The sequence below is a fragment of the Pseudomonas aestuarii genome (assembly GCF_027988105.1).
Lineage (GTDB): Bacteria > Pseudomonadota > Gammaproteobacteria > Pseudomonadales > Pseudomonadaceae > Aquipseudomonas > Aquipseudomonas aestuarii.
The window spans coordinates 25299-38700 of the sequence record NZ_JAQJZJ010000007.1 but is presented as its reverse complement, the minus strand read 5'-3'; the positions used below and the strand labels follow the sequence as shown (position 1 = coordinate 38700).

12 protein-coding genes and 1 tRNA gene are annotated in these 13402 nt (G+C 64.5%); 5 read left to right on the top strand and 8 right to left on the bottom strand.

From position 1 onward, the window contains the following. Positions 1-65: 65 nt before the first annotated feature. The 3 genes from PH586_RS15340 to PH586_RS15330 form a co-directional block, all read right to left on the bottom strand. The gene (locus PH586_RS15340) at positions 66-1625 is read right to left on the bottom strand and encodes an FGGY-family carbohydrate kinase (RefSeq protein WP_271348637.1); all 1560 of its coding nucleotides are present in this window, start codon (positions 1623-1625) and stop codon (positions 66-68) included. A gap of 107 nt (positions 1626-1732) precedes the next feature. Beyond that, on the bottom strand, positions 1733-3328 hold the full coding sequence (locus PH586_RS15335) for a glycerol-3-phosphate dehydrogenase/oxidase (RefSeq protein ID WP_271348636.1): 1596 nt from the start codon (positions 3326-3328) through the stop codon (positions 1733-1735). Further along, positions 3325-4920 (bottom strand): FAD-binding oxidoreductase, encoded by a 1596-nt coding sequence (locus tag PH586_RS15330; RefSeq protein ID WP_271348635.1) that lies wholly within the window; start codon positions 4918-4920, stop codon positions 3325-3327. Before PH586_RS15330 ends, PH586_RS15335 begins: the two co-directional genes overlap by 4 nt. A 125-nt stretch (positions 4921-5045) precedes the next feature. On the opposite strand from PH586_RS15330, the gene gliR reads away from it, so the two are divergent. Beyond that, complete coding sequence (gene gliR / locus PH586_RS15325; protein WP_271348634.1) at positions 5046-6077, top strand: AraC family transcriptional regulator GliR; 1032 nt, start codon at positions 5046-5048, stop codon at positions 6075-6077. Positions 6078-6134: 57 nt separating this feature from the next. Here the strand turns inward: gliR and PH586_RS15320 are convergent, their stop codons facing one another. Both PH586_RS15320 and moaB read right to left on the bottom strand, forming a co-directional pair. After that, on the bottom strand, positions 6135-7349 hold the full coding sequence (locus tag PH586_RS15320) for a molybdopterin molybdotransferase MoeA (RefSeq protein WP_271348633.1): 1215 nt from the start codon (positions 7347-7349) through the stop codon (positions 6135-6137). Then, positions 7346-7885 carry a molybdenum cofactor biosynthesis protein B gene (gene moaB / locus PH586_RS15315; protein ID WP_271348632.1) on the bottom strand — a complete coding sequence of 180 codons (540 nt, stop codon included), beginning with the start codon at positions 7883-7885 and terminating at the stop codon, positions 7346-7348. Before moaB ends, PH586_RS15320 begins: the two co-directional genes overlap by 4 nt. A 68-nt stretch (positions 7886-7953) precedes the next feature. Between moaB and mobA the strand changes: the two genes are divergently transcribed. From mobA to PH586_RS15300, 3 genes are all read left to right on the top strand, one after another. Continuing rightward, positions 7954-8538 (top strand): molybdenum cofactor guanylyltransferase MobA, encoded by a 585-nt coding sequence (gene mobA / locus PH586_RS15310; protein ID WP_271348631.1) that lies wholly within the window; start codon positions 7954-7956, stop codon positions 8536-8538. 79 nt (positions 8539-8617) lie between these two features. Further along, complete coding sequence (locus PH586_RS15305) at positions 8618-8839, top strand: YgdI/YgdR family lipoprotein (RefSeq protein ID WP_271348630.1); 222 nt, start codon at positions 8618-8620, stop codon at positions 8837-8839. Positions 8840-8992: 153 nt separating this feature from the next. After that, positions 8993-9069: transfer RNA gene (locus PH586_RS15300), tRNA-Pro, on the top strand. A 160-nt stretch (positions 9070-9229) separates the two neighbouring features. Here PH586_RS15300 and PH586_RS15295 read toward each other — a convergent pair. The 3 genes from PH586_RS15295 to PH586_RS15285 form a co-directional block, all read right to left on the bottom strand. Then, entirely contained in the window at positions 9230-10114 is an 885-nt protein-coding gene (locus tag PH586_RS15295) for a chemotaxis protein CheV (RefSeq protein ID WP_271348629.1), read from the bottom strand. Positions 10115-10336: 222 nt separating this feature from the next. Continuing rightward, positions 10337-10573 carry a glutaredoxin family protein gene (locus PH586_RS15290; protein ID WP_271348628.1) on the bottom strand — a complete coding sequence of 79 codons (237 nt, stop codon included), beginning with the start codon at positions 10571-10573 and terminating at the stop codon, positions 10337-10339. A gap of 88 nt (positions 10574-10661) precedes the next feature. Next, positions 10662-11801, bottom strand: coding sequence for a DUF5610 domain-containing protein (locus PH586_RS15285; RefSeq protein ID WP_271348627.1), 1140 nt, complete (start codon positions 11799-11801; stop codon positions 10662-10664). 315 nt (positions 11802-12116) lie between these two features. Between PH586_RS15285 and PH586_RS15280 the strand changes: the two genes are divergently transcribed. Further along, positions 12117-13370: an OprD family porin gene (locus PH586_RS15280; RefSeq protein WP_271348626.1), complete on the top strand. Its 1254-nt coding sequence runs from the start codon at positions 12117-12119 to the stop codon at positions 13368-13370. Positions 13371-13402 lie beyond the last annotated feature (32 nt).

The following is a 13402-nucleotide window of genomic DNA, read 5'->3' as shown; positions in this document are numbered from 1 at the left end:
TGCACCTTAGTCGAGCCCCTGCCTTTTGCCATGCAGGCTCTCAAGCGTGCCAACTGGCCCGCGACTTATGCTGGATAGCCGGTGATCGCGCGAATGCGCCGATACAGCGGCTTGAGCTGCTTGTACATACGCAAGTAGACCCCGCGATACAGTTGCTGGTAGATGCGCTGCGCCGCCGGGTTGGGCTGGAATACCTGGCCGACCCGGGTCATGGCCGCGATAGCACTGGGGAAATCCGGGTGCAGGCCAAGGCCGACGGCGCAGTCGATGGCCGCACCGAGGCCGGAGGTTTCGTAGATATGTGGGCGCTCGGCCGGCAGGCCGAAGATATCGGCGGTCAACTGCATGGCCGCATCGCTCTGCGAGCCACCACCGGACACTCGCAGCCGGGTGATCCTGGTGCCCGAGCGCTTCTCGATCTTCTCCTTGCCCTGGCGCAGGGCATAGGCCAGGCCTTCGAGAATGGCCCGATAGAGATGCGCGCGGGTATGCACATCGCCAAACCCGATGATCGAACCCTTGGCCTCCAGCCCCGGTTCACGAATACCCGGCGACCAGTAGGGTTGCAGCATCAGGCCCATGCAGCCCGCCGGCACGGCGTTGACCAGCTCGTCGAACAGCGCTTCGGGCTCGACGCCCAGCGCCTTGGCGCGCTGCATTTCGCGCTGGCCGAACTGCTGTTTGAACCAGCTGACCATCCAGAAGCCGCGGTAGATCATCACCTCGGTGTTGAAATGATCGGGCAGCGCCGCCGGGTAAGGCGGGATCAGTGCAATGGTTTCCAGGTAGGTGCGCCGGGTGGTATTGATGGTTGCGGTGGTGCCATACGACAGGCAGGCGATATGCGGTTCCAGCACACCCGCGCCGAGCACTTCGCAGGCCTTGTCGGCACCGGCGGCGATCAACGGCAAGCCCTCGGGAATACCGGTGTGGCGGCTGGCGGCGGCGCTGATGCTGCCGAGCCGCTCGCCTGGCTTGCGCAGTTGCGGCAACTGCTCGCGGCGCACTGGCATGGCCTGCCACTTCCAGTCACGCGGCGCGGCCCATCGCAGACGCTTGTAGTCGAACGGCAGGTAGCCCACGCAGCAGGCCAGCGAATCGACGAAGCGACCGCACAGACGATGGCTGAGAAACCCGGAAAGCAGCAGGACCTTATCGGTTTGCGCCCAGATCTCCGGCTGGTTCTGCGCGACCCAGTTAACCTCGGCCTGGGCGCGAAAATGATCGACCGTCGGTTGCGCGCCGATCACTTTGAACAGCCAGCCCCAGGGCCCCTTGATCCTGCCGCGGACTTCGGCCTGACGCTGATCGAGCCAGAGGATCGCCGGGCGCAGCGGCTGGCCCCGCGCATCGACATGGATCAGCGTGCCACGCTGGGTGGTCAGCGCCACGCCCTTGATCAGACGGCGGTCGATATCCACCTGCGCCCACAGCCGCTGGCAGGCTTCGCCCAGACTGGCCCAGAAATACTCCGGATCCTGCTCGGCCCAACCGGGCTGGCTGGAGTAGTAGGCATCGAGTTCCACCTTGCCCTTGCCGAGCAGGTTGCCATGCAGGTCGAACAACAGCGCACGCACGCTCTGGGTGCCATTATCGATGGCCAGCAGGTAGCTTTTTTCGCTCAAGATAGAGTCCTTTTATGATGTGGGCCGGGCACTGGACATCTAGCTGGCCGACCAACCCTAGGGTGGGCCGGGCGGTGTTCCGCTTCAGCCCATCGAGGCATGCACCCCTAACCTCGATCTAAATCCTGCGGCAGGCTGTAACAACGCCGCCAGAGCGCCAGATAGTCACTCTGCTCCTGCGCCCAGCGCTCATCGTCCCAGCCCAGCCGCGCTTGACACAGCGCCCGGATGCGCGGCAACTCAGCCCGCGCACCACCCGCCAGCAGCAGGCCGATACGGGTACGCCGCAGCAGCAGATCGTCCAGGTGCAGCACCAGCTCGCCCTGCGCCGCCCAGGCCAGTTCCACCCAGAGCGTGTCGCTGCCGGCCACCCGCTCGCTGCCTACCTCATCGAGCAACGCCAATACCTCAGGCAACTCGCGACCATGGCGGCCGGCCAGACGCCGTCGCTGACTGGGGCTGAGTGCGGACATCGCGGGCAGCACGTCGGGACGAAACGTCTCACTACCCTGGTCATCCAGCGGCCGACCGAGCATCTCGGCGCAGGCCCGCAGCACTTCCAGGGCCAGCAGGCGGAAGGTGGTCAGCTTACCGCCGGCCAGGGTCACGCAACCCGGCTCGCTCCACAGTGCGTGTTCACGGGTCTCGTCCGAGGGTTTACGCCCGGCGGCGCCGTCGCTCACCACCGGCCGCACCCCGGCCCAGGTCGACAGCACATCGCTGGCAGTGATTGCCGCAGCGGGAAACTGCTGGGCGCAGGCGGCGAGCAGGTAATCCAGCTCATCGCTGCTGATCCGCGCTTCCTGATCCAGCGGTTCGGGGTGATCGAGATCGGTGGTGCCGACCACAGTCGCGCCTTCCCAGGGGAAAACGAACACCGGACGCCGATCCGCGCCATGCATGAAGCTGAAGGCATGCGCCACCGGCAGACGCCAGGCCGGCAGCAACAGGTGGCTGCCACGCAGCGGCCGCACCTGCTCGCCGGGTGTCGCCCGCAAGCGATCCGTCCAGGCGCCGGTGGCCTGGGCCACGACCCGGCTGCGAAACGTGAAATGCCGACCGCTTTCCCGATCCTCGCCGAGCAGGCCGACCACTCGACCGTTGTCGCGCAGCAACTCGACTACCTTGACCCCGTTGAGCGCCTCGCCACCGTCGCCGCGGGCCTCGCCCAGCACGCGCATGACCAGGCGAGCGTCATCGGTCAGCGCATCGAAGAAGCGCGTGCCGCCAAGCAGACCGTCCTGCTTGAGGCCCGGCGCCAGATAGCGCAACGCCTGCAGCGGGTAGTACTGATGGTTGCGCTTGCCAGCCAGGGCGTCGTACAGCGCCAGCAGCCCGCCGAACACTTTCGGCCCGGGAAACTGCCCCTGGTAATGCGCCATCATGAAACTCAGCGGCTCGACCAGGCCGGGAGCTTCCTGCAACAGGCGCTGGCGTTCGCGCACCGAGTCGCGGGTCAATTTGAGCTGGCCCTTGGCGATATAGCGCAGGCCGCCATGGACCATCTTCGACGAGCGACTGGAGGTGCCCCAGGCGAAATCGCGCTGTTCCAGCAGCAGGCACCTCCAGCCGCGTCGCGCCGCCTCGCGCAGAATGCCAGCGCCGCTGATGCCACCACCGATGACGATCAGGTCCCAGTCGCGCGCGGCCAGCTCGGGCAGTGCACGCTCGCGCCAGGCGGCGTTCCAGGCTGGCGTACTCATGGCTCGAGCAACACGCCGGGGGCCAGGCGCTGCTGCGGATCGAAGTGCGCGGACAGCGCCCTTAGCGCCGCCAGGCCCAGCTCGCCCTTCTCCACAGCTAGATAGGGTGCGTGGTCGCGACCGACGCCATGCTGATGACTGATGGTGCCGCCGTTGTCGACGATGGTCTGGCTGGCGGCGTGCTTGAGCCTTTGCCAGCGTGCCATGGCCTGCTCGTAGCTGTTACCGGGGCGAAATACGTAGGTGGTGTAGATGCTCGATCCCTCGCCATAGACGTGGGACAGATGGGTGAACACATGCACCTGCTCGCCCTCATCACTCAAGCCATGGCGCAGGCTGGCCTCGACCTTGTTCAGCAGGCTGTCGACATTGCTCCAGTCGGTGGCGGTCTCCAGGGTGTCCACCGCGTAGCCGGCACTCCACAGACCATGGCGCAGGTAGGGGAAGCGAAAGCGGTTCTCCGCCCATTTCTTGCCCAGCAGGGTGCCGCTGAACACGCCACCGAAGCGCTTGAGCAATTTCTTCGCCTGGCGCAACGAGGCGGCGTTCTGCACCCGGCTGCCAGTAACGCCGAAGGTCAGCATGCACTTGCCGTCGCGGGCGCCGCGCAGGGCCAGGTATTTTTCCAGCCAGGCGATCTGTTGCGGATGACCGGCCAAGGCCAGTTGAGTGCGGGTTTCGCTGGCATTGGACAGGCGCAGCATGGACAGCGGCACCCGCGCCTGGGCCAGGTTGCGGATACCGGCCAATGCCTGCTGCCAGTTGGGCATGAACACCGCGTAAAAGTGCTCCTGCTCGGCCAGGCGGCTAATGCGCACTTTGACCTCGGAAATGATGCCGAAGCGCCCTTCCGAGCCCATCAGTATTTCCCGCAGGTCGGGGCCGGCGGCGGAAGCCGGGAAGCTTGGAAGCTCCAGGGTACCGGCGAAGGTCTCGACCTTGCCGCCGGCGAACAACTGCTCGATCCGTCCGTAACGCAGCGACTGCTGGCCACTGGAACGGCTGGCCACCCAGCCGCCGAGGGTCGACAGCTCCCAGGACTGGGGGAAGTGGCCGAGGGTGTAGCCACGGGCGCGCAGCTGGCTTTCCACCTGCGGCCCGTTGGCACCGGGACCGAAGGTGGCGATCAGGCTGTCCTCGTCGATCTCGACCAGCTGGCCCATGCGCTCCAGCGACAGGGTCAGCACCGGCTTATCACTGACTTGCGGGTTGATATGCCCGGCCACCGAAGTGCCGCCGCCGTAGGCAATCACGATCAGATCGTGCTGGTCGGCCCAGGCCAGCAACTGGCGAATCTGCGCGGCGCTTTCCGGGCAGGCGACGCCATCGGGAAATACCCCGAACTCGCCGGAGCGCATCGCCAGCCAGTCCGCCAGGCTCTGGCCACGGGCGTGGCGCAGCCGGGTCTCGGCGTCCTGGCTGATCAGCGGGTGGGCCCGCAAACGCGAGGCCGGCACCTTGGCCAGGACCTGCTCCAGGCTGGCATCCGCCAGCACCTGGCCCGGGCCGATCAGGTCGGCAAGAAAGGCCTCGCCATGGCTCGGCAATTCCACCACTGTTGCCTCATCGCCCCAGCCGTTCCAACGTCGCATCTGCCTCTCCCTCTGGATATTTCGGTCGCCGTCATTGACTGCCTATACTAGCCAGCCGCCGCCCGGCGTCACTGTCGGATCGGGACAGGCGCTGTCGCCAATCAAGCCATTGCGAATAGAAGTCTATGCACAATCTCGGCTACACCTCGGTTGCCGCCCTGCTCAAATACCTGCGCCACGCCGAACAGCTGGGCCTGGATATCGCCCAGGCGCTGGCGGCGGCGGGCATAGCGGCCGACGATCTCGCGGACAACGGCAAGCGCATTGCCGGTGCAGTCCACCAACGCCTGCTCCAGCACCTGATCGAGGTCTCCGGCGACCCGCTGTTCGGCCTGCATTGTGCGCGTTTCGTACAGCCCGGTTCCTGGAGCGTGCTCGGCTACATCGCCATGAATTGCGCCACCCTGGGCGAGGCCATGAACCGCATCGTGCCCTATGAAAAACTGGTGGGCGACATGGGCGTCAGCCGGATCGAGGCGAGCGCCGATCAGGTCAAGTTGATCTGGAGCTGTCGCCACGAGAGTGCGCCGATCCGCCGGCATATGGTCGAGGAAGTACTGGCGTCCTGGCTGCTCTATGCGCGCTGGATCGCCGACATGCAGCGCTCGCCGCAGGAGGTCTGGTTCGAGCATGCCTTGCCCGAGGGCGTGGACAGCGCCGAGTACAGCGCGGTATTCGGCTGCCCGGTGCGCTTCGAGCAACCCTGCAGCGCCCTGCTCGTGCCGCTGGACTACCTCGGCATGCCGCTACGCCAGGCCGACGCCAACCTGTTGCGCACCCTGGAAGAACATGCCCTGACCGTGATGGCCGGCCTGGATAATGACGAAGCGCTGCCGCAGCGGGTCAAGAACGCCCTGCGCCTGCAGCTCAAGGACGGCCTGCCGCGCAAGGAACGGGTGGCGGAACAATTCAACATGACGCTGCGCACCCTGCAGCGTCACCTGCAGCAGGCCGGCACCAGCTATCAGCAGATCCTCGACCAACTGCGCCAGGAGCTGGCCGCGCACTACCTGCTGCGCAGCGAGCTGGCGATCCAGGACATCGCCAGCTACCTGGGCTTCACCGAGTCGCGCTCCTTCCACCGCAGTTTCAAGGGCTGGACCGGCCAGACCCCGGGGCAGTTTCGCGAAAGCCAGGGCAAGGAGCAGAGTCCGTAGGGCGGTTGCAACCCGCCGAATCGGATTCACCTGGCCACGCCGCGGGTGGCACCCGCCCTACCCCAGAATCTCGCTCAGCGGGATAAAGCGCAGGCTGTCGCCTTCGGCCAGGGTCGCGCCCTCCAGCACCTCGGCCAGCCCCTCGGCCCAGGCAGCGCTGCGCAGGACCCCGGAACTCTGGTTGGGGTGCAGCACCACGCGACCACCGTCCAGGCGCGCGCGCAGGTACTCGCGACGCTTGCCCGGCTTGCTCCAGGTGAAACCGGCCGGCATGGCAAAACCGAGCGGCTCGACCTGCTGCACGCCCATACGGCGCAGCAGATAGGGCCTGGCCAGCAGACCGAACGTGACCAGGGTCGAGGCCGGGTTGCCCGGCAGGCCGATTACCGGCACGCCACGAAACTGCCCGCAGGTCAGCGGCTTGCCCGGCTTGATCGCCAGCTTCCAGAGGGCCAGCTCGCCCTCTTCACGCAGCGCCACACCGAGGAAATCCGCCTCGCCCACCGACACTCCGCCGGTGGACAGGATCAGGTCGACATCGCTCAATGACGCCAAGGCCGCGCGGGTCAGCTCCAGGTCGTCGGCGAGGATACCGCCATCCACCACCGTACAGCCGAGGCGCTGCAGCCAGGTCATCAGCAGACGACGATTGCTGTTGTAGATCTGCCCCGGCCCCAGCGCCAGGCCCGGCTCGACCAGTTCGTCGCCGGTGGACAGCACCGCTACCCGCAGACGTCGGCGCACGCTCAGCGCGGCGATCCCCAGCGAGGCCGCCAGGCCCAGTTCGATCGGGCCCAGACGCGTCCCTGCCGGCAACAGATGGTCGCCGACCCGGGTTTCCTGGCCTTGCGCCCGAACGTTCTGAGCGAGTCGCAGCGGTTCGCTGAAGCGCACCCGGCCATCCGCCTCGACGACGACGTTTTCCTGCATTTCCACCGTATCGGCCCCCGCCGGCAGCGGCGCGCCGGTGAAGATCCGCGCACAACTGCCGGGCTGCAGCGGCGGCGGCGCGCTGCCGGCCTGGATGCGCTGGCTGACGGCCAGCGGCTCGCCCGTCCAGTCGGCCAGGCACAGGGCGTAACCGTCCATCGCGCTGTTGGCCCAGGGCGGCAAGTCCAGCCCGGCAATCAGCGGTTCGGCCAGCACCCGGCCGTCGGCATCGGCCAGGGTGACCTGCTCGTTATCACTGATCGGCATTGTCTCGGCCAGTGCCAGCAGACGCTGCAGCGCCGCCTCTACCGGCAGCAGACCGGACTGCTCGGCGCCGCTCATCCGCGGCTCTCGCAGGCCGCCGCCTGCTTCAGGTGGGGCACGAAATTACAGGGGCCATGACGAGCGTCGAGCTGCTCGGCGAGGATGCCATCCCAGGCGGTGCGACAGGCGTTGGTCGAACCCGGCAGGCAGCACACCAGGGTGCCGTTGGCCAGGCCGGCCAGGGCGCGCGACTGGATGGTCGAGGTGCCGATATCGGCCACGGAGATCTGCCGGAACAGCTCGCCGAAACCGTCCACCTGCTTGTCCAGCAGGCAGGCCACCGCTTCCGGGGTACTGTCGCGGCCGGTGAAGCCGGTGCCGCCGGTGATCAGCACCACCTGCACCTGATCCTCGGCGATCCAGGTCGCGACCTGGGCGCGGATCTTGTACAAATCGTCCTTGAGCAACACCCGCGCCGCCAGGCTATGCCCAGCCGCCTGCAGGCGGTCGACGAACAGCTGACCGGAGGTGTCGGTTGCCTGAGTACGGGTGTCGCTGACGGTCAGCACGGCAATATTCAAGGGCACGAATTGCGCCTCGGCCTTGTGGTTCATGGCAGGCTTCCAGTTGTCTGAGAGAATGCGCGATGTTATATCACAGGCCCACCTTTGGAGGCTCTGCCATGCCCGCTACATCTGTTCTGCCGAGCTGTTCCGTGCTGCTGTTGTGCGGCGGGCGCGGACAACGCATGGGCGGCCAAGACAAGGGCCTGATCGAGTGGCAGGGCCGTCCGCTGGTCGCCTGGCTGCATGATCTGGCGCGACCGCTCAGCGATGACCTGATCATCTCCTGCAACCGCAACAGCGAGCGCTACAGGGCCTTTGCCGACCGCCTGATCAGCGACGACGACGAGCAATTCCAGGGCCCGCTGGCCGGCATCCGCGCCGGCCTGCAAGCGGCCCGCCACGACTATCTGCTGGTGCTGCCGTGCGACACCCCCCTGCTCGACCGCGCCTTGCTCGATGAGCTACTGGGGCATGCCGGCAGCCACCCAGTGATGGTGCGTCAAGGCGACTTCTGGGAGCCCTTGTTCAGCCTGATCCCGAAATCCCTGGGCAGCACGCTCGAAGCGGCCTGGCAGGCCGGTGAACGCAGCCCGCAACGCTGGCTATGCCGCCATGACCCGATTGCCATCGTTTGCCCGCCCAACGATCCCCGCCTGGCCAACCTGAACACCCCGCAACTGCTCGCGCAGAACAGCAAGTGAATGCCCATCACTGAACTTGGCCAGCGATTATCCGTCAGAAGCTGTATACACAGCCTCTCTAAACACAAGGAAACATGTCATGACTCAGCGGATCCTTCCCGCCTGCTTGCTCGCTCTTGGCCTGGCCGCACTGGCCGGCTGCGCATCGCCATCGGTCATCACCCTCAACGATGGCCGTGAAATCCAGACCCTCAACACACCCGACTTCGATGATGACTCGGGCTTCTACGAATTCGAACAGCTCGACGGCAACCGGGCCAAGGTCAACAAGGATCAAGTGCGCACCATCCAGGAGCTGTAAGAACAGCCTGCACCCAGGCGGCCACCGCAGTCGAGGGGTGACCCCTGCGTACAGCCTAAGAACCAAACGTACTCAAAAAGCGCCCTGCTACTGGAAAAAATATCGGCCTAACCCCTTGTGCAACAAAACTTTTTCAGTAAAATGCGGCCTATTCGGAGTGTAGCGCAGCTCGGTAGCGCGTCTCGTTCGGGACGAGAAGGTCGCAGGTTCGAATCCTGTCTCTCCGACCAAATCCCAGTTTCAACTTGCCCCATGCAAGTGGCGAAACTATCAAAACAAAGCCCGCCTCGTGCGGGCTTTTTTTTGTCCATTGAAAACGCCCCTGCTCATATAAAAACGCACCCTGGACAGATCCAGCGTGCGTTTTTACCTGCTCAGATGCAGCACGCCTCAGGCGAGACTTTGAAACGCGTGCAGTAGCGCCTTGCTCAAGTCGACAGTGGAAAACTTGGTAAGTACATCGTTGGCGCCCACCGAGCGGGCTTTTTCGGTGTTCATGGTGCTGTCCAGCGAGGTGTGCAGGAGCACATAGGTCTGGCCAATGTCGCTGCGCTGACGAATTTCCCGGACCAGGCTGTAACCATCCATCTCCGGCATTTCGATATCCGAGACCAGGACTTCAATCGGTAGGCCGGCCAGATGCTGGGTGTGCAATACGTCCAGCGCACTGGCGGCACTTCTCACCGCCTGGCAATCCAGGTCGAGCTTGCGCAACGTGGCCAGCGTTTGCTGCAAGGCCACGTGGGAGTCGTCCACTACCAGGACACGACGACCGCGGAGCAGTTGGCGCTCGGCCTCTGTGAGCAGCTGCTCATCGACCTCCTCTGGGAGTGCGGGAGTGATCTCGTGCAGGACTTTCTCGATGTCGAGAATCTGCACGATGGCGCCATCGATCTGCGTGACCCCGGTGATAAAGGCACGCGCGCCGGTGCCGGCCGGTGGCGGACGTACGTCGCTGGTGGAACATTGGACGATGCGCTCGACACTTTGCACCTGCAGGCCCTGACGCGAACGGCTCAGCTCGGTGACGATCAGGCAACCGTCCCGGCTGTCGGTCTCACCGGAGGAGCCAATAGCCCGCGCCAGGTCGACTACGATCAAGGATTCACCGCGCAGGGTCGCCACGCCACGCACATGGGGATGACGATTGGGCAGCTTGGTCAGTGCCGGACAAGGAATGATTTCCTTGACCTTGAGCAGGTTAATGCCTAACAACCGGCCACTGTGCAATCGGAACAACAGCAGCGATAACGCATCTCCCAGCACCACACTCATCAACCATCCTCCGCAATTTATTCAGGCTTTAACATGCTCAAAGCTTAACAGTTGAGCCCTGCTCGCCACGTCGACCCTAGCCGCAGCCTCCTCGCAACAGGCCAGAGCAGCGCTCACCCCTGCTGCCGAAGGCGAGGGACGCAACCCGATCGGGCCACTGAAGTGCGTGGGCCATCGGGACCGGCTGGATCGTTATCGACCGCCGGCACCGGAACTAAACCCTCAGCGCAAGAGCTCTACAACCTGCTCGGCCTCGAATGGCCAGTTGAGCTCGGCCCCGGTATCACAGCGACGCAATACGGGGATGCGCAGGGCATAGCGCTCGACCCAGTCTTCGCGCTCGACGATGTCGATCAGTTCGACCTGCAAACCATGTTCGACGAAAGGCATCAGCATTGCCTCGGCAACATCACATAAATGACAGCCAAGGGTACCGAACAGTTGGCATTCTGGGAGCATCCACAGGCCTCCTCAATAGGGACTTGCAGTCTAGCACTGCGCCCTGTCGACGCGAGGCCGCGGCACACCTGATCCTTGGGAGCGGGCGTCAGCCTGCGGTCGATAGCGCTGCAGGGTCGAGCAATCCTTGCAAACCATCAAGCAAGCGACTGTTGAGTCGTTCGGCCTTTTCCAGGTGTGCCAGGTCGTGACGCGGGTCCAGGGAAAAACCGCCCTTGAGCAGTTCCTGCAAGCCATTGCGTCCACCCTCAAGCAGGTTATCGACGTTACGCAACGCCTCTAATAGGCCCTTGGCATAATCAATCAGCGAGGTATTGACCGCACTGGCCGCCTGACCGCCCTGCTCGGCCACGGCGCTGTAGGTGTCAGTGGCCTGGCGCACACTGCTCTGGGTCAGGCGCAGGGACATCGAGGCCAGCTGTTCGCCATCCATGTCCAACGCTATGGCGCGATCGAAAGCCCCCGCCAGATCGCCAGCATAGAATTTATCGGAGAGGTCCTGCACCTGGCCGAACAGCTTGCCCAGGGCCGCGCGCTCCTGCTCGTCCAGCTCACCTTCGACGCTGACCTGCCAGGCACCGATCTGCACGCTGCCGGACTGATGGCTGGCAACCAATGCAGCAGCATTGCCATCGCTGGTGGCGGCAACCCTGGTTTGCGACCAGCTAGCCGAAGCCTGAGCGATGGAGATGCGCAGGCGATCGCCATCGCGGGTGGTCACGGCCATTTCGAAGGTTTGCGCGACGGCGGCAGTTCGTTCGCTGGAGGCAGTGACCCGGGTACTGCCGGCAGCCTCTAGCGCGGCCGGGTCAAAGCGTTTTCCGAGGTCGCCCAGGCCATCCTGAATGCGCTGATAGGTGTCGTCGATATCGGCCGCCACCTTGCCTTGCAACACGCCCAGACCATCGAGAATCTTGCGCGCCTCGGCAAAGCCTTTTTCCACGCCATCGCGGGCCTGGGTCATTAGCGCTTGCAGCTTGGCAGGGTCGGCGCCAGCGGCCTCTTCCCTCTCCAGGCGCTGCCCGATAAATCCGAGAACCACCGAGGCGACCTTTTCCGGGCTGAAGGCATCGCGCTTGCCACTTAACGCATCCGGCTCCAGACCGAGCCGCTCGGCCAGACGATTGGCCAGGGTCTGCTGCGCGAAGGCTTCATTGCGCATGGCTGTCGGGGTGTTCAGCAGCGACGAACGTGAAGCTGAAGAAGCAAGCGGACCAAGAGGGTTCATGACGAAGTACCAGAGCAGAATGTCTACTCGGTTGACGGCCGCTCACCGGCAAACTTGAGCGGCGGCGGACGCTGACCGACCAGCGGCGGCCAGGGCCAGGGGGAGAGCGTCCCCTGACTCACCACCCGTGGCCCCAGCACTCACGAACGCTGGGACCATCACCCAAGCTGACTCGCCAGTCACACCCAAGCTCCTGATTGATCGAGCCTGCCGACTAATGTCTAAAGGATGGCCCGACCCGCTCGTGGTTTATTCCGCAATGCCGTAACAGGTCGGTCACGAGCCGGTCCGCACACCACCCTGGAGACAATAATAATGAGTAAGACGCGCCTCGCCCAAGCAGTGGCCCTCGCCACCCTGGGCGCCAGCCTCACCCTGCCGTCCCTGGCTCACGCCGAGTTCATCAAGGACAGCACCGCCAGCCTGCAGCTGCGCAACTTCTACCTGAATCGCGACCTGCGCAATAGCACCGCAGCGCAGCAATCCAAACGTGAGGAGTGGGCGCAGGGCTTTATCTTCAAAGCCGAGTCCGGCTTTACCGAGGGCACCGTCGGCTTCGGCCTGGATGCCTATGCCGGCCTGGGCCTGAAACTCGACTCGTCGGACGAGCGCGCCGGCACCAACCTGCTGCCCAATGGCTTTGGCGACGAAGGCCCGGACGAATACTCCGAGGCCACCGCGGCGCTCAAAGTGAAAATGTCGAAGACCGTGGCCAAGGTCGGTGGCCTGATGCCAAAACTGCCAATCGTCTCCTCCGGCGATTCTCGCTTGCTGCCCCAGGTATTCAACGGCGGCATGATCACTTCCCAGGAAATCGATGGCCTGAGCCTCAATGGTGGCCAGCTGCGCGAGGTGAATTTCCGCAATTCCACCGACAGTCAGGACATCAGGGCCAGCAACGTCAGCGGCGAAAGCGACCGTTACAACTTCGCCGGCGGCGATTACAAGTTCAACGGTGGCAATACCACGGTCGGCCTGTGGTACGGCGAGCTGCAAGACATCTACGACCAGAAGCTTTACAACCTGGTCCACATCCAGCCGCTCGGCGACTGGAAGCTCGGCGCCAACCTGGCGTACTTCGACTCCCAGGACAATGGCAAGAAACTCGGTGGCAAGCTGGATAACGACCTGACCTCGGTCAACCTCTGGGCCGGCTTGGGTGCACACACCTTCCGCCTGGGCTATCAGGACGTCGGTGGAGACAACGCTTTCCCCTTCCTCAATGAGACCGACCCCTACATCGTCAACTACCTGCAGATCCTCGACTTCACCCGCAAGGACGAGAAGTCCTGGCAGGCGCGCTACGACATCAATTTCGCCGCCTATGGCGTACCCGGCCTGGCAGCCTTTGTTCGTTATGTAACCGGTGAGGACTTTACCGGGGCAGGCGGGCGCGACGGCAAGGAATGGGAGCGCGACCTGGACATCAGCTACACCGTGCAGGAAGGCCCGCTGAAAAACCTCGGTGTGCGCTGGCGTAATGCCATGGTGCGCAGCAATGCGGCCGCCACCGGCGGCGACCTCGACGAGAACCGCCTGATCGTTAGCTACAGCATCCCGCTGCTTTAAGCCTGGCTGGAAACAAAAAGCCCGCTCATCGA

Coding starts and splice junctions, on each gene's coding strand:
- PH586_RS15295 (WP_271348629.1), bottom strand. CDS start 10,114: ATGAGTGTGGTGCTGGGAGATGCGTTATCGCTGCTGTTGTTCCGATTG.
- moaB (WP_271348632.1), bottom strand. CDS start 7,885: ATGAACCACAAGGCCGAGGCGCAATTCGTGCCCTTGAATATTGCCGTG.
- PH586_RS15290 (WP_271348628.1), bottom strand. CDS start 10,573: ATGCTCCCAGAATGCCAACTGTTCGGTACCCTTGGCTGTCATTTATGT.
- PH586_RS15330 (WP_271348635.1), bottom strand. CDS start 4,920: ATGCGACGTTGGAACGGCTGGGGCGATGAGGCAACAGTGGTGGAATTG.
- gliR (WP_271348634.1), top strand. CDS start 5,046: ATGCACAATCTCGGCTACACCTCGGTTGCCGCCCTGCTCAAATACCTG.
- PH586_RS15335 (WP_271348636.1), bottom strand. CDS start 3,328: ATGAGTACGCCAGCCTGGAACGCCGCCTGGCGCGAGCGTGCACTGCCC.
- PH586_RS15280 (WP_271348626.1), top strand. CDS start 12,117: ATGAGTAAGACGCGCCTCGCCCAAGCAGTGGCCCTCGCCACCCTGGGC.
- PH586_RS15320 (WP_271348633.1), bottom strand. CDS start 7,349: ATGAGCGGCGCCGAGCAGTCCGGTCTGCTGCCGGTAGAGGCGGCGCTG.
- PH586_RS15305 (WP_271348630.1), top strand. CDS start 8,618: ATGACTCAGCGGATCCTTCCCGCCTGCTTGCTCGCTCTTGGCCTGGCC.
- PH586_RS15285 (WP_271348627.1), bottom strand. CDS start 11,801: ATGAACCCTCTTGGTCCGCTTGCTTCTTCAGCTTCACGTTCGTCGCTG.
- mobA (WP_271348631.1), top strand. CDS start 7,954: ATGCCCGCTACATCTGTTCTGCCGAGCTGTTCCGTGCTGCTGTTGTGC.